A 21,615-nucleotide genomic window follows, 5' to 3' on the forward strand; every position below is an offset into this window, starting at 1 on the left:
TTATAGTTAACAATGTAGGATGTAAGTAAAAAACTTTCTCAAGTACGGAGAAAAACTGCATTCCTACTCGGTTTTAGAAAGGATGGATACATATGAAAATGACTGTTGTCGGCTTTTGGGGCGGCTTTCCAGAAGCGGGAGAAGCAACGTCGGGGTATTTGTTTGAACACGATGGTTTTCGTTTACTTGTAGACTGTGGTAGTGGTGTACTAGCACAGCTTCAAAAATATATAACACCATCTCATATAGATGCAGTTGTACTGTCACACTATCATCACGATCATGTTGCGGACATTGGGGTATTGCAATATGCGAGATTAATTACGAGTGCGACAACAAGGCAACTACCGGAATTACCAATATACGGTCATACGTTTGACGAGAATGGATTCCATTCTTTAACACATGAACCACATACGAAAGGAATCGCGTACAATCCAGAAGAAACACTTCAAGTTGGACCGTTCTCGATTTCGTTCTTAAAAACTGTTCATCCTGTTACATGCTTTGCGATGCGTATTACAGCTGGAGATGATGCTGTAGTATACAGCGCTGATTCAAGTTATATTCCTGAATTCATTCCATTCACAAAAGATGCTGATCTTTTCATTTGTGAGTGGAATATGTATGCACATCAAGAGGCTGCAAAAGCAGGGCATATGAATAGTACAGAAGTAGCAAGTATTGCAAAAGATGCGAATGTAAAAGAACTTTTATTAACGCACTTACCGCATACAGGCAACCTATCTGATTTAGTAACAGAAGCAAAACAAATTTTCAGTGGCCATATTACGCTAGCGCATAGTGGCTACGTATGGAACTCATGAGGTGATACGATGTTATTTATTGATAATAAAGGAATTACAGATCCTAGAATAAACTTAGCGATCGAAGAATATTGTGTGAAGAATTTAGATATTAACGAAACATATTTACTGTTCTACATTAATGAGCCTTCGATTATCATTGGTAAAAATCAAAACACAGTAGAAGAAATTAATGCAGATTACGTAAAAGAAAAAGGTATTCATGTCGTTCGTCGTCTATCAGGCGGAGGCGCAGTATATCATGATTTAGGAAACTTAAACTTCAGTTTTATTACGAAAGATGATGGAGACAGTTTCAGCAACTTCAAAAAATTCACAGATCCTGTAACGAAAGCGCTTAGTAAATTAGGTGTAAATGCAGAACTAAGTGGTCGTAACGACATTTTAGCTGAAGGTAGAAAAATTTCAGGTAACGCGCAGTTCTCAACGAAAGGTCGTATGTTCAGCCACGGTACGTTACTATTTGACTCTGAAATCGATCACGTCGTATCAGCGTTAAAAGTAAAAATGGATAAGATTCAATCAAAAGGTATTAAATCAATCCGTAGCCGCGTTGCGAACATTACAGAGTTCCTAAACGAAGAAATGACGACAGAAGAGTTTAGACAACTTCTTCTAGAAACAATTTTCGAAGGAGAAACAGAAATCCCAACGTACGAATTAACAGAAAATGATTGGAAAGAGATCCATAAACTTTCTGAAGAACGTTACCAAAATTGGGATTGGAACTATGGAAAATCACCGAAGTTCAACTTACAACATTCACACCGCTTCCCAGTTGGACAAGTTGATGTTCGTCTTGAAGTGAAAAAAGGAACAGTAACAGAATGTAAAATTTACGGCGACTTCTTCGGTTCACTAGATGTTCATGATATTGAAGAGCGTCTAACAGGCGTTCAGTTCGATAAAGATGCATTCACTGCAGCTTTAGAAGGCGTAGATATCGCACGCTACTTCGGTAACATTACAACAGAAGATTTCTTACATTTATTCTTCTAAAAATGAGGGAGGCTGCCATAAAGGCAGCCTCTTTCTTTTTATAGTTTTGTCGATATAATTCCATTTACCACAAAATGTATACTTACAGGACATCTGCCTCTTATAAAGGAATATATATATGAAAAGGAGGCGGATCGATATGAAAAGGGTCATACACATTGTAATATTGCTCGGATTCGTCATTGGGATTGCAGCGTGTAACAGTGAAACTTCCTCAAGTCGTACCCTTTTATCTATCGGAAAGCCAGCGCGGGATAATGTTATATATTTTACGCATACAGATAACAAACGAAAGATACAGGATATACAGGACAGGTTTCAAAATAAGGAATGGAAAAGAAATGAAACATTCAGCACTGTTAATAAAACGCCAGATGTCGTCTTATCAATAGATGAAAACAATAAAGGGTTACCGACGTTATATGTTACCGTGTATTTTCATGAAAATGGAGCGGACGTTTTGAATTTGTATGGAGAGTATACGAACTTAAATAAAGAGGAACTTAAATAAAGAGGAACTTAATAAACTTAGAGAAAAGATGAATACATATTATCCTAAAATGATTTCTGGTCTAGTTTCATAAATTACTTGCGAACAAAATTCCCTTATCTTTCCAAAGTAAACCAAGAGAAGGTGATCTGTCTATATGCAGTTAATAGAATATCACTTGCCACTTTAATTTTCTTTTAATATAATTAATTTAGAATTTTTAAATATTCTAAATTTTATAAAGGTGGGGTTTTTGTGAATCTCGTTCAATCTTTGGCTGAAACGGCAAAAAAGAAGGGGGATAAACTGGCTTATATATTTATGGATCAGTCGGTCTCATATGACCAATTAAACAAAATGGTCACAAGGTTTTCTAGCAATTTAGCAGAAATGGGCATTGGAAAAGGGGACAATGTCGCATTAGTTGTTGGGAACTCACCACATTTTTTGGTCGGTTTATACGGAACAATGAAAGCCGGAGCAACTGTTATTCCAGTTAATCCAATTTATACAGCAGACGAAATGCATTATATTTTACAAAATGGAGATGTAAAAACAATCATCGTACTCGACGTCCTTCTACCTGTGATACAATCTCTTACAACAAGACTTCCTTCATTAGAAAACATCATCATATGCGAAACCTCATCAGATTTTAACCATACAGAAACCGAAAAAATGAAAACGTTTACTAGTTTTGTGGGGGCTGGAGACTTACAATACGAAGGCCCTGAACTAGATGAAGAAGATGTAGCGGTTATCCTATACACTTCAGGTACAACTGGAAAACCAAAAGGCGCTATGTTAACACATAAAAATTTATATAGTAATGCGAATGATGTTGCGTCTTATTTACAATTTACTGCTGACGATCGCGTCGTTGCGGCACTGCCAATGTTCCATGTGTTCTGTTTAACAGTTGCGGTAAATGCACCGATTGTGAACGGGGCAACGATTTTAATGTTACCGAAATTTAGTCCGAAAGAAGTATTCCGTATTTGTCGTACGTACGAACCAACGATCTTTGCTGGCGTACCGACGATGTACAATTATTTATATTTATTTGAAGAAGCAAGCGCAGAGGATGTGAAGACGCTTCGCCTTTGTATTTCTGGTGGCGCATCGATGCCTGTTGCTCTTCTGCAAAACTTTGAAAAACGTTTTAACGTTATTGTTTCAGAAGGATACGGTTTATCAGAGGCATCACCAGTTACTTGTTTCAACCCGCTAGATCGTCCTCGTAAACCAGGATCAATTGGCACAAATATTTGGCATGTAGAAAATAAAATTGTAAATGAACTTGGGGAAGAAGTACCTGTCGGCGCAGTCGGCGAATTAATCGTTCGCGGACCTAACGTTATGAAAGGATACTATAATGCACCAGAAGATACAGCTGCGACATTGAAAGACGGCTGGCTATATACAGGTGACTTAGCGAAAATGGATGAAGAAGGTTACTTCTATATCGTTGATCGTAAAAAAGATATCGTCTTAGTTGGCGGTTATAACGTATACCCTCGTGAAGTAGAAGAAGTATTATATACGCACGAATCAGTAGCGGAAGTTGTTGTAATCGGTGTTCCTGATGAAAACTTAGGAGAAGCAGTGCGAGCTTACGTCGTTCTGAAACAAACGAACGTAACAGAAGAAGAACTAATGCATTACTGTACGTTACATTTAGCGAAATATAAAGTGCCGAAAAGCATTGAGTTTTTAATAGAATTGCCGAAGAATACCACGGGTAAGTTGTTAAGAAGAGCATTGAGAGAGAAAGCGATGCAAGTGTAAAAATGAGGCAACCATCTTTGAAGGTGGTTGCCTCATTTTTTTGTGCATTGATTAAGCTGTGGTGCCATATATTTAAAGCTTCATATGACCAACAAGGAGGAGATATACATAGAACAGAAGGGATTAACGCTTACGGCGAGTGCAATATCTTATTTGTGAAATTATGGATGAACTCTGAAAATGATAAGAACGGTAATTTTAATCAAAATGGAGTAATGAACCGTGAATCAATGGCTACGGTGTTAGTAAATGCATATAAATTAGAATGGAATGAAAATAGTAAGTTACCAAAAGAATTTTCTGATTTGAAAAATCATTGGGCTCGAAGTATGCCAATATTTTAGTTTAGTAAGAAAATCCAAATTCCAAGTTGACACATATGAATTACAGAATTAAAATGAAAAAAAATCGAATACAATACATTAGAAGCTAATCAGATAAACTGACGGCGCACAATGTTCACGTTTGTGAATATATTGTGTGCCTTTTTCTATTGTATAAACTAAGGGGGCTTAACGATGAAAAAGTGGGGTAAGACAGCGTTTATGAAAAGTACAGGTGTTTTATTATCAGCAGTTGTACTTTTATCAGGGTGTGGTTCGGCAACATCCACTAGTAATTCTGAAGGAAGTGGAGATAAAAAAACAGTTGAGCTTTTAAATGTTTCCTATGATCCAACGAGGGAGTTATATCAAGATTTCAATAAAGATTTTGCGAAGTATTGGAAAGAGAAGCATGGGCAAACAGTAAATGTAAAACAATCACACGGGGGATCTGGAAGCCAGGCGCGTTCTGTAATTGATGGCTTAGAAGCAGACGTTGTTACACTAGCACTTGCTTATGATATTGATGCCATTAGCAAGAAAAAACAACTAGCAGAAGATTGGCAGAAGCGACTTGCGAATAATTCCACTCCATACACGTCAACAATTGTATTTCTTGTTCGAAAAGGAAACCCGAAAGGAATTAAAGACTGGGATGATTTAACGAAAAAAGGTGTGTCTGTCATTACACCAAATCCAAAAACATCAGGCGGAGCACGTTGGAACTATTTAGCGGCGTGGGGATACGCATTGAAAAAATATAATAATAGTGAAGATAAGGCGAAAGAGTTTGTTAGCCAAATTTATAAAAACGTAGAAGTATTAGATTCAGGAGCGCGCGGAGCAACGACAACATTTGTTGAAAAAGGAATTGGTGACGTATTAATCGCATGGGAAAATGAAGCGTTATTATCTCAAAAAGAGCTTGGAAAAGATAAATTTGAAATTGTAACCCCTTCTATTAGTGTACTTGCAGAACCACCAGTAGCGGTTGTAGATAAAGTCGTTGATAAAAAAGGAACGAAAAAAGTAGCAGAAGGGTATCTTGAATATTTGTACTCAGAAAAAGGACAGGAAATTGCGGCGAAAAACTTTTATCGCCCGCGTAATGAAAAAGTAGCAGAAAAATATGCATCCCAATTTCCGAAAGTTCAATTATTTACAGTAGATGAACTATTTGGTGGTTGGAAAAAAGCACAAGAAAAACACTTTAATGACGGCGGCGTATTCGATAAAATTTATCAAAAATAATGCACTGCTAAAGGGGGATGAGGTGAAAGAGGATGAGGAAGAAGCGTGTTTTACCAGGGTTTGGATTATCGCTTGGATTTACAATGTTGTACATGAGTTTATTCGTACTTATACCACTTTCTATCGTATTTATTCAAACTTCACAGTTAGGTTGGAAGAAGTTCGCTGGGGTTATAACGAACGAGCGTGTGTTGCATTCCTATCAAGTTAGTTTTACAACTTCATTTGCAGCTGCTATTGTAAATGCCATTTTCGGTTTATTAATAGCTTGGGTGCTCGTACGCTACAAATTTCCAGGGAAACGACTATTAGATGGACTTATTGATTTACCGTTTGCACTTCCGACAGCTGTAGCTGGTATTACACTTACAACGCTTTATGCGGAAAATGGATGGATTGGGAAAATATTTAGTCTGTTTCATATAAAAGTAGCTTTTACACCGCTCGGAATTATCGTTGCGCTTACTTTTATCGGTTTACCATTTGTCGTTCGAATGGTGCAACCAGTGCTGCAAAATATTGATAAAGAAGTAGAAGAGGCGGCTTCGAGTTTAGGTGCATCCCGCTTGCAAATATTTGTGAAAATCATTTTACCAGAGATCTTTCCCGCTCTTCTTGCCGGTTTTTCACTTGCATTTGCAAGAGCATTAGGAGAATACGGATCTGTCGTTTTCATCGCAGGTAATATGCCGATGAAAACAGAAATTGCACCACTGATGATTATGACGAAACTAGAACAATATGATTATGCGGGGGCAACAGCTGTAGCGACCGTGATGCTTATTATTTCTCTCCTTTTCCTTCTTCTTATTAATATGATTCAAAGCTGGAGTAGAAGGCATGAACTAAAAAGTGAATAGGAGGAGAGAAAATGGAACCAACAGTATTAGAAAAGAAAATAGTAAAAAGCGTATCAGCTAAAAAAGAATCTAAGCTTGTACCAGGCGTATTAATTACGATTACAGTTTTATTTTTATCTCTCTTTCTATTACTGCCACTCATAACTATTTTTCTAAAAGCCTTTGAAAGAGGGATGGATGTATACTTTGCCGCTATCACTGATCAAGAAGCATTTTCAGCAATTAGGTTAACGCTTCTCGTTGCGTTAATCGTTGTACCGCTGAATACGGTATTCGGAATCGCAGCGGCATGGCTTATTACAAAGTTTCAGTTTAAAGGAAAACAAGTATTACTCTCTCTTATTGAACTGCCGTTTGCTGTGTCACCAGTTATCGCAGGATTAGTATTCGTTTTACTTTTCACACCGAGGGGTGCTCTTGGCGAATGGCTACTTGAACATGGAGTGAAACTCATTTTCTCTGTACCAGGCATTATTATTGCAACAATCTTTGTAACCTTCCCGTTCGTTGCACGTGAATTAATTCCGATTATGCAGGCGCAAGGGAAAAGTGAAGAAGAGGCAGCTTTATCACTTGGCGCAAGTGGCTGGAAAATGTTTTGGCGCGTTACGCTTCCAAATATAAAATGGGGTCTTTTATACGGCATGATTCTATGTAATGCCCGTGCTATCGGTGAGTTTGGAGCCGTTTCTGTCGTATCAGGTCACGTGCGCGGTATTACGAATACGATGCCGCTTTATATTGAAATTTTGTACAATGAATATCAATTTTCAGCAGCATTTGCAGTAGCGACGTTAATGTCATTAATTGCAGTGTTTACACTCGTTATAAAAAACTGGATTGAATGGCGAATGGAAAAACGACAATAAGAGGGGGATTACGGTGAGTATTCAAATTCAAGGTGTATCAAAGCAATATGGTACATTTCAAGCACTAACAGACATTCATTTGGATATTCCAAAAGGTGAACTTGTTGCCTTATTAGGCCCGTCAGGTTCTGGGAAAACGACGTTATTACGCATTATTGCAGGATTAGAAGAAGCGGATGGAGGCTCTGTTTCATTTGATGGGGAAGATCTAACAGACATTCACGTGAAAAACAGGCAAGTCGGTTTCGTCTTTCAGCACTATGCGCTCTTTAAACATATGAATGTATTTGAGAATGTCGCTTTCGGTTTAAAAGTAAGAAAGAAAAGCTTAAGACCGTCAGCAGAAGCGATAGAAGAAAAGGTAACAGAATTATTAAAGCTCGTAAAAATGGATGGCTTTGCTAAACGTTATCCAGCGCAATTATCTGGTGGACAACGTCAACGTATTGCACTAGCCCGGGCACTTGCAGTCGAACCGAAAATTTTATTACTTGATGAACCGTTCGGTGCACTTGATGCAAAAGTGAGAAAAGAATTACGAAGATGGCTCCGGAAATTACATGACGAATTTCAAATTACGAGCGTATTCGTAACGCATGATCAGGAGGAAGCATTAGACGTTGCAGACCGCATCGTTGTAATGAATGAAGGCTGCATTGAACAAATGGGAACACCGGAAGAAGTATATGAAAACCCAGCAAGTCCGTTTGTATATGACTTTTTAGGAAATGTAAATTTATTTCACGGCCGCGTTCATAAAGGAAAGCTAAATGTAGGGTCGGTCGAACTAGAAGCACCAGAGCATAAGCACGTTTCCAACGTAGACGGAATAGCCTACGTAAGGCCGCATGACTTATCAATCTCTCGTACGAAACAAAGCGTAGATGCAATCCCGGCAAAAGTATCTTATTTTCACGCAGTCGGACCTGTCGTATATGTAGAATTAAAACGAGATGGAACAGATGAGTACTTAGAAGCAGAAATAAGTAAAGAACAGTTCAAGCATCTCAGCATTCAAGCGGGTGATGTTGTATACGTACAGCCGAAAGAAGTGAAGGTGTTTATTCCGGAGGATTTTGTAATTTAAATAAAAACCGAACCGTCATCTAAGTGGCGGTTCGGTTTTCTTTATTTTTTCTCTATTAACTTTTTATTCTTCCAATCTAGTGTGAACAATTTATTAAATGTTTTTTGATCAACGTCTTTTACGTTGTTTCCAACCCAGTTTGCAGTTCCGAATGTGTAGCCTGGACGAAGTTGGTAATCGTCGGCGTGTTTTGTATAAGCGACTTGTAAGTTAGATTGATCTGTATTTTTTTCAGAGATAACAACAGCGATCATACCAGGAGAGAAACCGCTATTTGTTAGCGCTGGAAGTTGATCCATCGGTATTAAATTACCTTTTGCATCAGATTCATATAGGTATGTGCGAGAGTACATGAAAAGTTGGTTTCCATATAAAGAATGATAGGAGTCACGTGTGTAAATACCCCAGTTTTGATTGTTATATCCGTTAAAGAATACGTTCCACTTTACGTTTTTGTTTGTTTGGTCAATTAAATTTGTTTTATAACTAGTTTGTTTATAGCTTACAGAGTCAGACCAAGTGACTTGACCAGTTGCACCAGCTTCACCGCTAGGGCCATTAGGCGTTACAGAAGCTTTAACAGAGCCACCAAGTTGATAAGATACGCTAGATGTTACAGTCGTTTCTTCTACAGCATTTGTAGGTGCTACGTTAAAGAAACGAGCGCTGTTATCTTGAAGGTTAAATGCAACATCATATTGTGAAGGATAACGTAATGTTGCACTAGCGCCAGGGATTGGGTAGTTATCAATAGGTGCATCACTTATAGTAGGATTTGCTTTTAGAAAACTACCAGTTGTATTAATAACGGCAATCTGTTTATCAGCGCTTGGGTCATCGATAAAAGTTACCTTTAAAGACATTGTCATATTATCAGCTTGATCATTATTAAATGTATTATAGCTCGTATGTGTTTTTGCGTTTTGTCCGATATCTGTTACAACTTGCGATGTTGTTTGAGCATAAGCAGCAGGTGTTGAAAGAGTTACAGCGCTACTAGCAAAAACAGCGGATAATGCTAAACATTTTAAGTAGGTTTTAGAACGTTTCATACAATCACTTCCTTTTATCTTTGTCGATATATGTCGTATTACATTTATATCGTAACATGGAAATAAAACGGAATGGATGGTTATGCATAATTGCATAGATGAGTTTTGAAGGATAAAGATAATAGAATTTCATCCAACACTTAAGACTCAAAAATGTCCATTACAGCCGTTCTTAAAAATTTTAAGACAATATGTTTATCAATGTTCTTATTCTGAAGATTGAAGCGCTTAATATTTACGTTATAAGTGCATAACAAGTTATAATAAAAGAAATCAATAAGGAGGCTGGCTGTGAAGAATCTTCGTTATCTCAATATATTTACCATATTAATTATATACACACTACTTATGTTTTACATCGGCTGGAACGGATGGGTTTGGCTTCATGCGGTATTTGGCTGGGAATCTTGGGGATATTATGCTTTCATAGTCGCATTTATTTCATATGCGTACATTCTCGTGCAAGTGTTTAAGTTTTTGCCATTTCTGCGAACGATAGGTTCGATTTGGTTTGCGGTCATACAATATGCGCTTATGTTGTTGCCATTAGCTGATATTATGGTCTTTCTTTTACAGTTTTCAGTAGAGAAAGAAGCGGCAATTATTTGGATAGGGGCGGCTGTGATAGTTGCATTTATCTTTATCTTTGCGTATGGAGTATTTAATGCGTATAGTCCGGTAGTAAGAAAGTACGAGGTGCACATACCGAAAAAGGTAGAGGGGCGTAAAAGTTTACGCATTGCGATGGCTTCTGATATGCATTTCGGTAAACTGTCTGGCGTTTCGCATTTAAAAAGACTTGTTCGTCATGTAAATGAGATGGAACCTGATATTATTTTACTGCCAGGTGATATTATCGACGATCATCCAGGTGTGTTCATTCAAAAGAATATGGGACCAATCATGAAACAAATGAAAGCACCATTAGGCGTATATGGCGTATTAGGAAACCATGAATATTACGGCAGAGCAGTTCCAGAGTTTTTACAAGAGATGGATAAGATTGATATTCGTATTCTTTTAGATGAAGTAATTACAATTGAAGATGACTTTTATCTCGTTGGAAGAAGAGATAAAACAGAGCGAGATCGCCGAAGCTTTGAACAATTAATGAGTACGGTAGATAAATCGATGCCTGTTATCGCAATGGATCACCAGCCATTTGAGTTGAAACAAGCAGCAGCGTCAGGTGTAGATTTATTATTATCCGGTCATACGCACCGCGGACAAATGGCGCCCAATCATATTGTAACGAGAAGAATGTACGAGCTAGACTGGGGATACGCACAAAAAGGCGCGTTCCACGCAATTGTTTCTTCTGGATTTGGATTTTGGGGACCCCCGCTTAGACTTGGTAGTAGGTCGGAGATTGTGCAGGTAGAAGTTACATTTGAATAGGGGTTATGAAATAGAGAGCTGATGGCTCTCTATTTTTTCAATAAAAACAAATAACAATAAATGTTTATGTTGGTGCTAATTTCATAAAAGAGATACGATTATAAGACTCGATTAAAATAAAGGGGGATTGTAAGTGATCATATCAGATGTACTATACGGAGAATTTGAAGTGGATCAAGTAGTAGAAGAATTAATTTCAAGTAAGTCTATGCAAAGACTAAAGGGAATTCATCAAGCAGGCGCAAGTTACTTAGTGAACGAGAAATGGAATGTAACGCGCTTTGATCATTCGGTTGGTGTTATGTTATTAGTTAAAAAACTAGGTGGTTCAGTAGAAGAACAGATCGCTGGTTTACTGCATGACGTATCGCATACTGCTTTTTCCCACGTGATTGATTACGTTTTTGATAATGAAGATGAAAGTTACCATGAAGAGATATTTAGTTCTGTTGTGAAAAACTCAGAAATTCCAGCGATCCTTGCGAAGCATGGTTATAACTATGAAGATATTTTATTAGATGATTCGAAGTGGACATTACTAGAAAGGTCAGCGCCCGAATTATGCGCAGATCGAGTAGATTATACGTTACGAGATATGTATACATATGGGTATATTTCTTTAGAAGAAGTCCATAGTTTTTTAGAGGATGTCATCGCAGTAGAGGGGAAAATGGTCCTTCAAAGTATCGAAATGGCAGAGTGGTTTACAGAAACGTATTACAAAGAAGTAATCGATTTCTTTATGAAACCAATGAATATTTACGGAAATGATATGTTAGCGAAAATGTTAAAGGTAGCTCTTCATAAAAGGATTATTCATGCAGATGATTTTCTTCTTGAAGATGAGGAGCTTATTTCGAAATTGCAGCAATGTAATGATTCAGAAGTCCATGCTTTATTAAGAAAAGTTCATCCGAATGTAAAAGTAAAAGAAGATAGAGACGATTACGATTTGTATCAGAAAAATAAAGTCCGTCTTATTGATCCTCCGTTACTTCGTGAAGGTGAAGTTGTTCAATCGTCTGTCGTATCGGAAAAAATAAAACAGATGAGCGAGGTCGCTTATGAAAAAGCGGTGAGAGGGATGTATGTGAAAGTGATTTCGAATTAAAAAGAAGTAGCGCATCGTTTTTAGAGCGCTACTTCTTTTTTATTAATAATCAAACCAATTCCAAATCTCAATATCTCCAAGAGTCGCATAACGTACGTGCGGGGAGTTTTGTAATTTTAATAACTCTTTCGACGGGCCAGTAATAACAATTCCGTATATTTTTACACCGTTCTCTTTTACATACTCATAACGCTTATCTAAGTTCAGCTCTTTTTCAAGAGTCCAAGTAGTTTTACTTACAGTTTTTTTATGCTCAGAAAGAATGCGCATCATTTCGATTACTTCATCTTCTTTTGTCTTCGGTCGTTCTGCTTCACTATCAGGGAGGTTTATATGTTCTGGAAATCCGATAACCTCTCCGCCATGTAGGATGAAATCTTCCTCATCTATTCTCTCTTGTCCTGTGTCTAAAGCGTACCATACAGGAGTTGGTGGCATTTCTTGTGCTTCAAATGTGCTATATAGAATAGATTCTAATTCTTGTAAAGTGTAAAGTTTGTCAAAAGATATCGCTACTTCTGCAACGGTTCCCTCATGTACTTTTGCAAGTGTATCCCACACTTTTTTAGATGGTTCTTTCAAATGATCACCTTGCTTTATTTTCGGATGAACAAAGGAAAGTTTAGAGTAATTCAATTTGTTTGCCCAAGATTTATTTGTAACAGTTACAGACGATAAGAAGCTTTTCGTTGTTACTGTACCGAATTGAACTTCTTTTTTGCCGACAGTTTTAACTAAATTCATTTCATTTTCTGTACGGAAAAAGGGTTTGATTTTTGTACTGCCTCCAGTGGAACGAATATTTGGAATTGTTGCTTCTAGTGCGAGTGCTGGAATCTCATTTACTTCAGCTAACTTTTTCATATTATTGAAGTAAAGAGAAGATGAAAAATGATCGGCAAAATAGATTGCTATACAAACCGCAAGAACAAAACTAACAGTTTGCCAACGCTGTTTCCATTTTATTTTCCAAAATGGGACATTAAGATTTTGTGGTGGTAGTCTTTTCTTGATCGGTGCACTCTTCGTAAGCAATTCATCCAAATACACTTCACATTCCTCACAAGTCTCTATATGATTTTCTAATTCTTCTTGTTCATCACGTGTGAGCGTTCCGTTTTCGTACTTCTCCCATAGTGTTTTAAATTCTGCACATCCCATCTGTATCACTCCTCTATGTTTCTCGCTTCTTTCCGTCCGCGGTGTAATTCAATTTTCACTTTCGCTAATGAGAGACCGGTCATTTCTGCTATTTCTTTATACGAGAATCCGTAGTAATCTCGTAGTAGTAGGACATTTCGTCTTTCGAGCGGAATAGAAGATAAACTTTCTAACCAACTGGCGATCTCAAATTTTACGAAATATTCATGTTCTGTACTTGGCACGTTTGGTAAATGGAATTCTTCCACTGTAGTTGTTTTATATTTTTTTTCTTTTCGATACCAATCGATAAAGGCGTTGTAGGCTATTGTAAATAACCACGGCCTAATTTCTTCGCCTTTATAATAATCAATATGGACGAGCATGCGGTAAAAGGTTTCCTGCATGAGATCTTCAGCAAAATGAGAATCTCCGGTTAGGGAGAGAAGATAGCGAAATAAATCATGCATATGATCTGAATAAATGTCTTCTAATGATTGTTTGCGTTTCACTAATTTCCCTCCCTTCATACATAACAACGAAATACATATAAAAAAGTTGCAATTTTTTATGGAATTATAGTAAAAAACGTCAAGAATTGGATTGCGTTCTCTTTTATCATAATACATATAAGGCGGGTGAACAGAGATGGAAAGCTATGAAACACAAATTCAAAGGTCAATTGATTATATTGAGGAAGATGTAATGGAAAAACAAACGCTGCGTAATTTAGCTCGCATTGCAGGTTTTTCTGAGTCGCATTTTCACCGTGTATTTCAGGCATTAGTAGGTGATACAGTAATGGAGTATGTTCGAAAGAGGAGGTTAGCCCGGGCAGCTTATCAACTTTCTCATACGGATGAAAAAGTTATTGATATCGCGTTTGAACATGGCTTTCAATCTCACGAAACGTTCACGAGAGCCTTTAAAAAATTATTTCAAATGACACCGAGTGAATATCGAAAACAAGAAATCGAAACACCGATGTATTACAGAGTGAATGTAAAGCAAAGAAAATTAAATCCGTATTTAGGGGGCATACAAATGGAATATCGTATTGTAAATAAACCAGAATTTTTAGTGGCGGGTTATGAATTGAAGACGACAAGTAAAGAAGGGAAAAACCATCAAGACATTCCAGTATTTTGGCAAGAATATTTACAAAAAGATCTTGGGACAACAATTCCCAATCGTAAAGATACGAGCCAATGGGTAGAGCTTGGATTATGTACTGATTTTAATTTAGAAACAGGGGACTTCACTTACATTATCGGAATGGAAGTTACAGACTTTGAAAATGTACCAAATGAAATTGCGAAGCGTACTTTCCCGGCAGCAACATATGCAGTATTTACAACGCCGAAAGTTCCTCATGAAGAAATGGTATCGTCTATCCACCAAACTTGGAATGCAGTATTCTCAGAATGGTTCCCGCATTCAGGGTATGAACATTGCGGAGTTACAGAGTTTGAACTGTACGATGAGCGTTGCCACGAAGATAAGAGTGAGTTTGCACAAGTAGAGCTTTGGATACCGGTGAAGAAAAAGTAATAGGGTAAGAGCGAATCATTGGGAGATGGTTCGTTTTTTTTATAAGTGGATTGTTAAATTTGTATTGTTTTATCTGTAATACATATGAAAATGGTAAAATAAAATAGCAATTAAATATTGCGGGTGGAAGGTTATGCCCTTTCTTCATTTTGTGAAGAAAGGAGGTGTAATCGTATGGAATTTCTTTTGCAAATTTTGTTGGAAATTACAAAAACTATAGCTAGAGAAGGTATAGTTTTTGGATTTAAGAAATTAACGGCAAAAAAGCGCAAAAAGAAGACCACCCGTCTGCCTGCGAAGCGTGGGAAGTCTTCTAAGCGCAAATAAGCTTTAGTTGCAACCTTCCACCTTGCGGTAATTAGTTGCAGTGACGGGGTGTTGGAAGCACCTCGTCTACTTCATTTTATGCAAAACTTAGTTAGTTTATACTTCTATTTATAGTATAACAGTTTAGAAATGTATTTGTTAATAGTTTTATTTTTACTTTTACTTTTACTTTGTATAGTAGGGAAGTAGGTTAGTTTTGTCGGTAAGTCGATATATCTAGAAAATCGCTGATATAATTCGAGTTGCGCTGATATATTCAAAAAATCGCTGATATAATTTGAGTTGCGCCGATATATTCAAAAAATCGCCGATATAATTTCATATACCGCTAAAACACCTCAAAAAAAACGATCCACACAATTTCAATTACCGAAAAACTCTCCCAGAAAAGAAAAAAAGACGCCACATAGCGTCTTTCCTACGAACGAAACGGAAATACAAGAATAATCGTCGTTCCTTTTCCGAGTGCACTATCAACGGAAATTGTCCCGTTATGAGCATGAACGAGCTGTTTTGTAATGGCTAGGCCAAGTCCAGTTCCGATGTTGCTTTCTTCTGTGTTTGTTCCGCGGTAATATCGTTCAAATAGAAGTTCTTTCGTTTTTTCATCCATTCCTTTTCCGTCATCTGAAATGGAGAGTGTAAAGGAATTAGCGTTTTGTGATAATTTTACGATGACAGTAGTTGTTTCGTTATTATGTTTTACAGCATTTACTAGTAAGTTTTCGATAATACGCTGGAACCATTTTTCTTCAATGAAATATTGAATTTTATTTGAGCTCGGTACGAATTCAATATTTTGATTTTGGAGTGTTGGATTGTTAATAAATTGCAATAACACTTTTTGAACGAACTGATTGATTTCAACGTTTACGTGTTGGGCAGGAAGGCTGTTATTTTTTAATTGATACGTTAAGCTTAAATCATCAATTAATGTCGTCATATATTGAGATTTCTCTTTCATAACACTACCAAATTGCTGAATATCACGATCAGTCCAGTTATATTGATTCGATTCGAGTAATAATGCGTAGCCATATATAGAGCTAAGTGGTGTTTTTAAATCATGCGTTAGACCGGTAATCCATTCTTCTCGTGTTTGCTGAAGTACTTGCCTCATCGCATCGTTTTTTTTGAGTGTAATAGAAAGGTGTTCTAGTGAACTTGTTACATCTCTAAACAAACGGAACGACCATTTTTCTTTACCAGATCGCCGGAACCTGACAGGTTTTCCTTTTTTACTAATGGGTTCTTCATACTTTCCACCAGCGATATTTTTAAGCCAGCGCATCGCATGTAATAACGGTTTCCCGAATTTATTACCGTACCAAATAGAAAGAATGACTAAATAAACAAATACGATAAGAAGGATTAATCCGCATCCGATGAGAAACTTCTTAGTAAATACATCTTCAATTTCGTCATCTGGATAGTAGTGATCATTTTTCGCAGTCACAACGAGAAGGTTGCCACTATTTGCATCGTAAAAGCTAGACGTGTTTTCTTTATGATTCCACGGTTCTTTTTCATTAAGGGCGATTTGTATTGCTGAAAATGTTTTTTTCTTTCCAGCTGGATAGGCAAAAACCTCTTCGCCATTTTGATTAAATATTTGAAGTGCTGCTTTTTCTTTAGACAGTAACTGTTTTTCTTGATCTGTTAATGTGAACGAATCCATCGTTAAAGAGGAGTGATCCTTTTGAATTGCTGTCAGTAACGCATTGCTTTTTAACATACCACCATAAATAACAAGTACTTTCTTTTCTTCTAATTCAATTTCCCAATATGTAAATTTATAATTACTTTCGATATGATGTTGTATATATGCGACTAAAGATGTCTTCGTATAAGCATTCGGAACATCATTTGGTGTATTAAAGTGGTAGAGGATTTTTCCGTTTTCATCTACAACTTGGAGCCAATCATTTTTCTCCTTTATTAAATCTTGCACTTCAGATTGTAACGAAATATGCCCATCTTCTGAAGAGATGTATCTTGAAATTGTAAAACTATCAGAATCTGGAATATTAGGTTCGTATAAAGTACTAGTAAGAAGAAAAATTAAATAAGTAAAAGCAGCAACTACAGCGATAAGTAATGTAACTAAAACAAAAACGTGTTGCATGATAAATTGAATAATAAGTCGTTTATTAAAATTCATATCGTCACCCTACTTTGTAACGAACTTATAACCAAGCCCGCGAACGGTTTTTATATATTCTGGTTTACTTGGATCGTGTTCAATTTTTTCACGTAGTTTTCGAATGTGGACCATAACAGTGTTGTCATCGCCATTATAGGCAGGTGCTCCCCAAACTTTTTCGTATATTTCCTCTTTCGAAAATACGTAGTTCGGATTCTCGCAAAAGAAGAGTAGTAGTTGAAAGAGTTGAGCGGAACATTCGACAATGTGACCATCCACTGTCAGTTCTGCAGAGTGCTGATCAATTTCAAATCTGCCAAATGAAATCGAGTGTGATTTTTGTTCGTGTGGTACGGTTTGTTTCATATGTCTCCGAAGCTGTGCTTTCATACGTGCTACTACTTCTAATGGATTAAAGGGCTTCGTAATATAATCATCCGCACCGTATGAAAATCCGGATATTTTATCTAAATCAGATGCTTTTGCTGATAGGAAGAAAATTGGACAATCTGTTTGTTGGCGAATGATTGGACAAATATCAAAACCGGATTGTCCAGGAAGCATTACATCTAAAATAATTAAATCGTAATTGTTTTGCTTAGTTAGAGATAAAGCTATTTCAGCTGATGTTGCAGTTGTAATATGAGAAAAACCTTCTTTTTCAAGAATGGTAGTTAGTAATTGTAAAATTGCTGTTTCATCATCAACAAGTAAAATATTTGCTTGGTACATAAAAATCCCTCCTAATTTTCTCGAATATCATATCATCATTTTGTAACTTATGGAATTTTTAAGGAAATTTTAAGGTTTTCTTTCGCAAAAAATTAAGAATCAAATGATATGATAAAAGTAACATAGGGGAGGAGATGAGTGTGAATCCGTTTCAAGTGATGCGAGCTAGATATTTTTTAATTGTATTTGCACTATTAATTTTAATAGCGAGAAGTAGTGGCGATTTGCTAACAAGTATATTTCATATACAAAATTCTTCTTTTATAAATATCCTTATATTCTATATCCTTCCGATCGTATGGATTTTTTATGAGTATAGAAAGCATCGCATTTCATTTTCATTGTTTGTTAATAAAAATGAAACATTTAACTTGGTGCAAGTTTTATACATTACGGTTATGTTGTGCATGTTTAGTTACGGGTATCTTATTTTGTATATGTATAGTTTTGCATGGATTACACCGGACTTTATTATGAATGCATTGCATGAACCGATTATAGATAGTACTGGGGGATATGTATATCAAGTCATTAGGGTCGTATTCATCGCACCAATTATCGGGGAGTTTGTTTTTCGCGGATTTTTACTTCAACGTTTTGCAACAAAATGGGGAACGAGCATAGCGACCATCGTTGTAGCAATATTGTTTGCGTTGTTACATGTTGATTTCCTCGGTGCAGCCATATTCAGCATCGTATTATCAATCGTATATATTCGTACGAAAAGTTTACTCATGCCAATTGCAATACATATGTTAAACAATGCATTTATAATGGGTGCGTCTTTTTTAATAAGTAGAGAAAAAATTATGAGTTTTGCCGATTTCTCAAATTATACGACATTCTTTCCTGGACTTATTATTTTTATAACAGGATTAAACTTAGTACTTATCTTTTTATTTGTTAATCGTAAATATTGGAGTAAAGAAGTGCCAGTTATATATGCAGAGCAGGAAAAGAGCTTTTCAGATATAGTGGGGAGTAAATGAGATGAAGAAGACGGTTGAAAAAATATTAAAAGAGATTATAGATGCTACGTCTATTACAGATATGTGTGATAAAAGCGTTTGTCATTGGCTTCAACCTGTAGTAGATACGATTGTGTTTCCAGAGTAGTACTTATTTTCTAGTACTCATTTAAAAGAAAATATTATTTCTCTTCTTATTGTGTTCGGGGTTTTACTAATATTTGGTCTAATTGTAGAAGAAATGATGAAGCGCATCTTCAGAAAGAATGAAGAGAAGTATATGTGGATTCATAAAGTATTCGAGAAAGTAATGGTGGCTTTCCTTTTGTTTTATGGTATAAAAACAATCATTTACTTTATAGCTTTGAAACATCATTAATTCGAAATTTGAAAGGGATGTATAAAATTATATGAATGAAACGATATCATCAAATAAGTTTTTTTATTTGATTTTACTTAGTCTAGTGTTAATAACGACAGTGAATGTTATTTTGCGCTGGGAGGAAGCTTACTTTTTCATGTATTTAGCGCTTCATTTGCTAGGGATTTTATGTATAAGTGGTGGAGTGGTTACTGAAAAAAAGAATGAAGAAAGAGTTAATTATATGTGTGTGATCGGTCTTGTTTTACTTTTAGCTGTACAGGGTATTATGAAATATAGTTCTTTCTCTTTACAAGATTTTAATTTATTAATAGATGTACTTCCTTAAAGAGGCTTTTTATGTTATCTAAAAAGCAAGTAGGGTACGTGTGTTGGTTTGTACGTGCGATCCTTATTCCGGATTATGAACTAAAGAAAGTGTTTAAAGATAGGTAAAACTCTTCTTGTGTAGAAGAGTTTTTTTATGTAAATAAAAGGATCTCGAGCAATTCACATAATAAGCTTGTTCTAATTTAGCGTGTACGAACTTACAATAATAATAGACAGGCAGCATAGAGGAGGGAATAGCGTGAGGAAGGTTATCGGTTGGTCGCTTTTTTTGTACGTTGGATTTGCGTTACTTATATATTGGTATTTATTTGGATGGAATCATGAACTTATTCCGGACATGTATAAGGGAACGAGTGCAGATCCAGAAACGTTTATGAGTACGAGAGAGCTTACGCTAAGCCAAGATTATTCGCGCGTGAAAAATTTACTATACTTTTTAGCGACGCCTCTTGAATGGATTATTTTATTATTTGTACTTGTGCTAGGTATTTCAAGAAAGTTTGAGAAATGGTCGAAGGAAACGACTAAAATAAGTGTTTTGCAAGTTGCGATTTATTTCTTTTATTTATCATTATTGACAACAGTGCTTGCCTTACCGATGCAATGGATTGGCCGGAAAGTGTCCGTTGATTACGGCATTTCCACACAAAGTACACAAAGCTGGATAAAAGATCATGTTATCGGTTTTTGGGAAAGTTATGCGACTATGTTAATTGTAGTTACCGTTCTATTATGGCTTATCCGTAAATTTCCGAAGAGATGGTGGCTCGCAGGATGGGCGCTCTCTGTTCCATTTACAATCTTTTTAACATTCATACAGCCTGTCGTTATTGATCCGCTTTATAACGACTTCTCGACGCTGAAAAATAAAGAATTAGAAACGAAAATTTTAGCGATAGCAGACAAAGCGGATATTCCTGCTAAACACGTATATGAAGTAAATATGTCAGAAAAAACGAATGCATTAAATGCTTACGTAACAGGAATTGGCCCTAACGCCCGTATTGTAATGTGGGATACAACGCTTAAGCAGTTAAAAGATAAAGAGATTTTATTTATCATGGCCCATGAAATGGGGCATTATGTTATGAAGCATATATATTTTGGCGTTGCAAGTTATGTATTGCTATCGTTTATAGGTATGTTTTTAATTAGTCGTATTATAAATATGTGTATTCGCAAATGGGGAGATACATTGCAAATTTCAAAAGTGGCATGTTTCTCCATTTTACCTTTATTTTTCTTAATTTCTTCTATACTCTCATTTGCAGTACAACCAGCAACAAACTATGTTTCACGTATAGAAGAAAGAGCGGCAGATCAATATGCTTTAAATATGACGAAGGACGGAAAATCTGGTGTGAAAACTTTTCAATATTTATCAAAAACAAGTTTAAGCCAAGTGAATCCGCCTGCGTTAGTGAAATTTTTCTTATACACGCACCCACCAATTTTTGAAAGAATTCATACGTTTGAACAATATGAGAAACAAAGAAAAAAGGAGTAGCTATTATGCTACTTTTTTTTATAGAGATATAAGTTTCGTATTGGGAATATTTATCATTGCTTTTTATTGCGATTTTGTAAATAATAAGCTATAAAATTCTAAAAATCTATATATAAAGGAATAAAGGTGAAAAAATGTATTTTTTACAAAATTTAAAAGTGAAATATAAATTATTAGCGCTTATTTCATTAGCAGTTTTAGGTATGGTAATTATAAGCAGTGTAGCAATTAATTCTATTAATAAGATTAAGCACGATACAGAGGTTGTAGTAGATGATTATCAATATTCTGCAATTTTATTAGAAGGAATGCTTCGCACACAAAATTCACTAGAATATAACTTATTAGAGTTAATTACGGCATCACAAAATGAAGTGGCAAATAAAGAGGGAATAATTAATAATATTGAGGGTGTTGCAAAACTCATAAATATCCAAAAATGAATGCATAAAGAAACCCGTTTTCCTGGAAGAATGATAG

The 21,615-nt window shown here is 36.1% G+C and carries 20 protein-coding genes and 4 pseudogenes; 18 read left to right on the forward strand and 6 right to left on the reverse strand.

Annotated features, from left to right (window positions below; genetic code table 11):
• Nucleotides 1-92: 92 nt before the first annotated feature.
• From ACQRBL_RS05235 to ACQRBL_RS05275, 9 genes and pseudogenes are all read left to right on the forward strand, one after another.
• Complete coding sequence (locus tag ACQRBL_RS05235) at nucleotides 93-827, forward strand: MBL fold metallo-hydrolase (protein ID WP_411996269.1); 735 nt, start codon at nucleotides 93-95, stop codon at nucleotides 825-827.
• 9 nt (nucleotides 828-836) lie between these two features.
• Nucleotides 837-1,826 (forward strand): lipoate--protein ligase, encoded by a 990-nt coding sequence (locus ACQRBL_RS05240; RefSeq protein WP_023521393.1) that lies wholly within the window; start codon nucleotides 837-839, stop codon nucleotides 1,824-1,826.
• Nucleotides 1,827-1,965: 139 nt separating this feature from the next.
• Nucleotides 1,966-2,410: pseudogene (locus ACQRBL_RS05245) on the forward strand (hypothetical protein).
• Nucleotides 2,411-2,571: 161 nt separating this feature from the next.
• Nucleotides 2,572-4,104 carry a fatty acid--CoA ligase family protein gene (locus ACQRBL_RS05250; protein ID WP_097919885.1) on the forward strand — a complete coding sequence of 511 codons (1,533 nt, stop codon included), beginning with the start codon at nucleotides 2,572-2,574 and terminating at the stop codon, nucleotides 4,102-4,104.
• Between the two features lie 167 nt (nucleotides 4,105-4,271).
• The gene (locus ACQRBL_RS05255; protein WP_141526255.1) at nucleotides 4,272-4,448 is read left to right on the forward strand and encodes an S-layer protein; all 177 of its coding nucleotides are present in this window, start codon (nucleotides 4,272-4,274) and stop codon (nucleotides 4,446-4,448) included.
• Nucleotides 4,449-4,622: 174 nt separating this feature from the next.
• Entirely contained in the window at nucleotides 4,623-5,678 is a 1,056-nt protein-coding gene (locus tag ACQRBL_RS05260; RefSeq protein WP_000758702.1) for a sulfate ABC transporter substrate-binding protein, read from the forward strand.
• 32 nt (nucleotides 5,679-5,710) lie between these two features.
• On the forward strand, nucleotides 5,711-6,538 hold the full coding sequence (gene cysT, locus ACQRBL_RS05265) for a sulfate ABC transporter permease subunit CysT (protein WP_001227879.1): 828 nt from the start codon (nucleotides 5,711-5,713) through the stop codon (nucleotides 6,536-6,538).
• A gap of 11 nt (nucleotides 6,539-6,549) precedes the next feature.
• On the forward strand, nucleotides 6,550-7,407 hold the full coding sequence (cysW, locus tag ACQRBL_RS05270) for a sulfate ABC transporter permease subunit CysW (RefSeq protein WP_097919887.1): 858 nt from the start codon (nucleotides 6,550-6,552) through the stop codon (nucleotides 7,405-7,407).
• A 13-nt stretch (nucleotides 7,408-7,420) separates the two neighbouring features.
• Complete coding sequence (locus tag ACQRBL_RS05275) at nucleotides 7,421-8,494, forward strand: sulfate/molybdate ABC transporter ATP-binding protein (RefSeq protein WP_063546756.1); 1,074 nt, start codon at nucleotides 7,421-7,423, stop codon at nucleotides 8,492-8,494.
• A gap of 41 nt (nucleotides 8,495-8,535) precedes the next feature.
• Here ACQRBL_RS05275 and cytK2 read toward each other — a convergent pair whose 3' ends face one another.
• The gene (gene cytK2 / locus ACQRBL_RS05280; protein ID WP_097919888.1) at nucleotides 8,536-9,546 is read right to left on the reverse strand and encodes a beta-channel forming cytolysin CytK2; all 1,011 of its coding nucleotides are present in this window, start codon (nucleotides 9,544-9,546) and stop codon (nucleotides 8,536-8,538) included.
• Between the two features lie 143 nt (nucleotides 9,547-9,689).
• Nucleotides 9,690-9,803: pseudogene (locus ACQRBL_RS05285) on the reverse strand (TetR family transcriptional regulator); the annotation flags it as partial.
• A 34-nt stretch (nucleotides 9,804-9,837) separates the two neighbouring features.
• On the opposite strand from ACQRBL_RS05285, the gene ACQRBL_RS05290 reads away from it, so the two are divergent.
• Both ACQRBL_RS05290 and ACQRBL_RS05295 read left to right on the forward strand, forming a co-directional pair.
• On the forward strand, nucleotides 9,838-10,944 hold the full coding sequence (locus ACQRBL_RS05290) for a metallophosphoesterase (RefSeq protein ID WP_097919889.1): 1,107 nt from the start codon (nucleotides 9,838-9,840) through the stop codon (nucleotides 10,942-10,944).
• A gap of 133 nt (nucleotides 10,945-11,077) precedes the next feature.
• On the forward strand, nucleotides 11,078-12,055 hold the full coding sequence (locus ACQRBL_RS05295) for an HD domain-containing protein (protein WP_023521401.1): 978 nt from the start codon (nucleotides 11,078-11,080) through the stop codon (nucleotides 12,053-12,055).
• Nucleotides 12,056-12,097: 42 nt separating this feature from the next.
• Here the strand turns inward: ACQRBL_RS05295 and ACQRBL_RS05300 are convergent, their stop codons facing one another.
• A complete protein-coding gene (locus ACQRBL_RS05300) occupies nucleotides 12,098-13,216 on the reverse strand; it encodes an anti-sigma factor (RefSeq protein ID WP_023521402.1) in 1,119 nt (372 codons plus the stop codon).
• Nucleotides 13,217-13,221: 5 nt separating this feature from the next.
• Nucleotides 13,222-13,725, reverse strand: a complete 504-nt coding sequence (locus ACQRBL_RS05305) for an RNA polymerase sigma factor (RefSeq protein ID WP_003269770.1) — start codon at nucleotides 13,723-13,725, stop codon at nucleotides 13,222-13,224.
• A gap of 118 nt (nucleotides 13,726-13,843) precedes the next feature.
• Between ACQRBL_RS05305 and ACQRBL_RS05310 the strand changes: the two genes are divergently transcribed.
• Nucleotides 13,844-14,746, forward strand: a complete 903-nt coding sequence (locus ACQRBL_RS05310) for an AraC family transcriptional regulator (protein ID WP_000446842.1) — start codon at nucleotides 13,844-13,846, stop codon at nucleotides 14,744-14,746.
• 174 nt (nucleotides 14,747-14,920) lie between these two features.
• The gene (locus tag ACQRBL_RS05315) at nucleotides 14,921-15,073 is read left to right on the forward strand and encodes a hypothetical protein (protein ID WP_000394943.1); all 153 of its coding nucleotides are present in this window, start codon (nucleotides 14,921-14,923) and stop codon (nucleotides 15,071-15,073) included.
• 418 nt (nucleotides 15,074-15,491) lie between these two features.
• Here ACQRBL_RS05315 and ACQRBL_RS05320 read toward each other — a convergent pair whose 3' ends face one another.
• Nucleotides 15,492-17,234, reverse strand: a complete 1,743-nt coding sequence (locus ACQRBL_RS05320) for a sensor histidine kinase (protein ID WP_001010445.1) — start codon at nucleotides 17,232-17,234, stop codon at nucleotides 15,492-15,494.
• Between the two features lie 9 nt (nucleotides 17,235-17,243).
• Entirely contained in the window at nucleotides 17,244-17,948 is a 705-nt protein-coding gene (locus tag ACQRBL_RS05325; RefSeq protein ID WP_029442109.1) for a response regulator transcription factor, read from the reverse strand.
• 140 nt (nucleotides 17,949-18,088) lie between these two features.
• Here ACQRBL_RS05325 and ACQRBL_RS05330 point away from each other — a divergent pair, with 140 nt between their 5' ends.
• The 5 genes and pseudogenes from ACQRBL_RS05330 to ACQRBL_RS05350 all read left to right on the forward strand — a co-directional run.
• A complete protein-coding gene (locus ACQRBL_RS05330) occupies nucleotides 18,089-18,937 on the forward strand; it encodes a CPBP family intramembrane glutamic endopeptidase (RefSeq protein ID WP_120461120.1) in 849 nt (282 codons plus the stop codon).
• Nucleotide 18,938: 1 nt separating this feature from the next.
• A pseudogene (locus tag ACQRBL_RS05335) lies at nucleotides 18,939-19,295 on the forward strand (hypothetical protein).
• Nucleotides 19,296-19,326: 31 nt separating this feature from the next.
• Nucleotides 19,327-19,626 (forward strand): DUF2101 family protein, encoded by a 300-nt coding sequence (locus tag ACQRBL_RS05340; RefSeq protein ID WP_078993508.1) that lies wholly within the window; start codon nucleotides 19,327-19,329, stop codon nucleotides 19,624-19,626.
• 240 nt (nucleotides 19,627-19,866) lie between these two features.
• A complete protein-coding gene (locus ACQRBL_RS05345) occupies nucleotides 19,867-21,135 on the forward strand; it encodes a M48 family metallopeptidase (RefSeq protein ID WP_001233328.1) in 1,269 nt (422 codons plus the stop codon).
• 134 nt (nucleotides 21,136-21,269) lie between these two features.
• Nucleotides 21,270-21,545 (forward strand): annotated as a pseudogene (locus ACQRBL_RS05350) (methyl-accepting chemotaxis protein); the annotation flags it as partial.
• Nucleotides 21,546-21,615 lie beyond the last annotated feature (70 nt).

Origin of the sequence: Bacillus sp. AF62 (assembly GCF_050312695.1) — a bacterium.
Classification (GTDB): domain Bacteria; phylum Bacillota; class Bacilli; order Bacillales; family Bacillaceae_G; genus Bacillus_A; species Bacillus_A cereus.

Excerpts from the sequence above, each read along its gene's own strand:
- ACQRBL_RS05235 (WP_411996269.1), top strand. The coding sequence starts at position 93 with ATGAAAATGACTGTTGTCGGCTTTTGGGGCGGCTTTCCAGAAGCGGGA.
- ACQRBL_RS05240 (WP_023521393.1), top strand. The coding sequence starts at position 837 with ATGTTATTTATTGATAATAAAGGAATTACAGATCCTAGAATAAACTTA.
- ACQRBL_RS05255 (WP_141526255.1), top strand. The coding sequence starts at position 4,272 with ATGAACTCTGAAAATGATAAGAACGGTAATTTTAATCAAAATGGAGTA.
- ACQRBL_RS05260 (WP_000758702.1), top strand. The coding sequence starts at position 4,623 with ATGAAAAAGTGGGGTAAGACAGCGTTTATGAAAAGTACAGGTGTTTTA.
- cysT (WP_001227879.1), top strand. The coding sequence starts at position 5,711 with ATGAGGAAGAAGCGTGTTTTACCAGGGTTTGGATTATCGCTTGGATTT.
- cysW (WP_097919887.1), top strand. The coding sequence starts at position 6,550 with ATGGAACCAACAGTATTAGAAAAGAAAATAGTAAAAAGCGTATCAGCT.
- cytK2 (WP_097919888.1), bottom strand. The coding sequence starts at position 9,546 with ATGAAACGTTCTAAAACCTACTTAAAATGTTTAGCATTATCCGCTGTT.
- ACQRBL_RS05300 (WP_023521402.1), bottom strand. The coding sequence starts at position 13,216 with ATGGGATGTGCAGAATTTAAAACACTATGGGAGAAGTACGAAAACGGA.
- ACQRBL_RS05305 (WP_003269770.1), bottom strand. The coding sequence starts at position 13,725 with ATGAAGGGAGGGAAATTAGTGAAACGCAAACAATCATTAGAAGACATT.
- ACQRBL_RS05310 (WP_000446842.1), top strand. The coding sequence starts at position 13,844 with ATGGAAAGCTATGAAACACAAATTCAAAGGTCAATTGATTATATTGAG.
- ACQRBL_RS05315 (WP_000394943.1), top strand. The coding sequence starts at position 14,921 with ATGGAATTTCTTTTGCAAATTTTGTTGGAAATTACAAAAACTATAGCT.
- ACQRBL_RS05320 (WP_001010445.1), bottom strand. The coding sequence starts at position 17,234 with ATGAATTTTAATAAACGACTTATTATTCAATTTATCATGCAACACGTT.
- ACQRBL_RS05325 (WP_029442109.1), bottom strand. The coding sequence starts at position 17,948 with ATGTACCAAGCAAATATTTTACTTGTTGATGATGAAACAGCAATTTTA.
- ACQRBL_RS05340 (WP_078993508.1), top strand. The coding sequence starts at position 19,327 with ATGAATGAAACGATATCATCAAATAAGTTTTTTTATTTGATTTTACTT.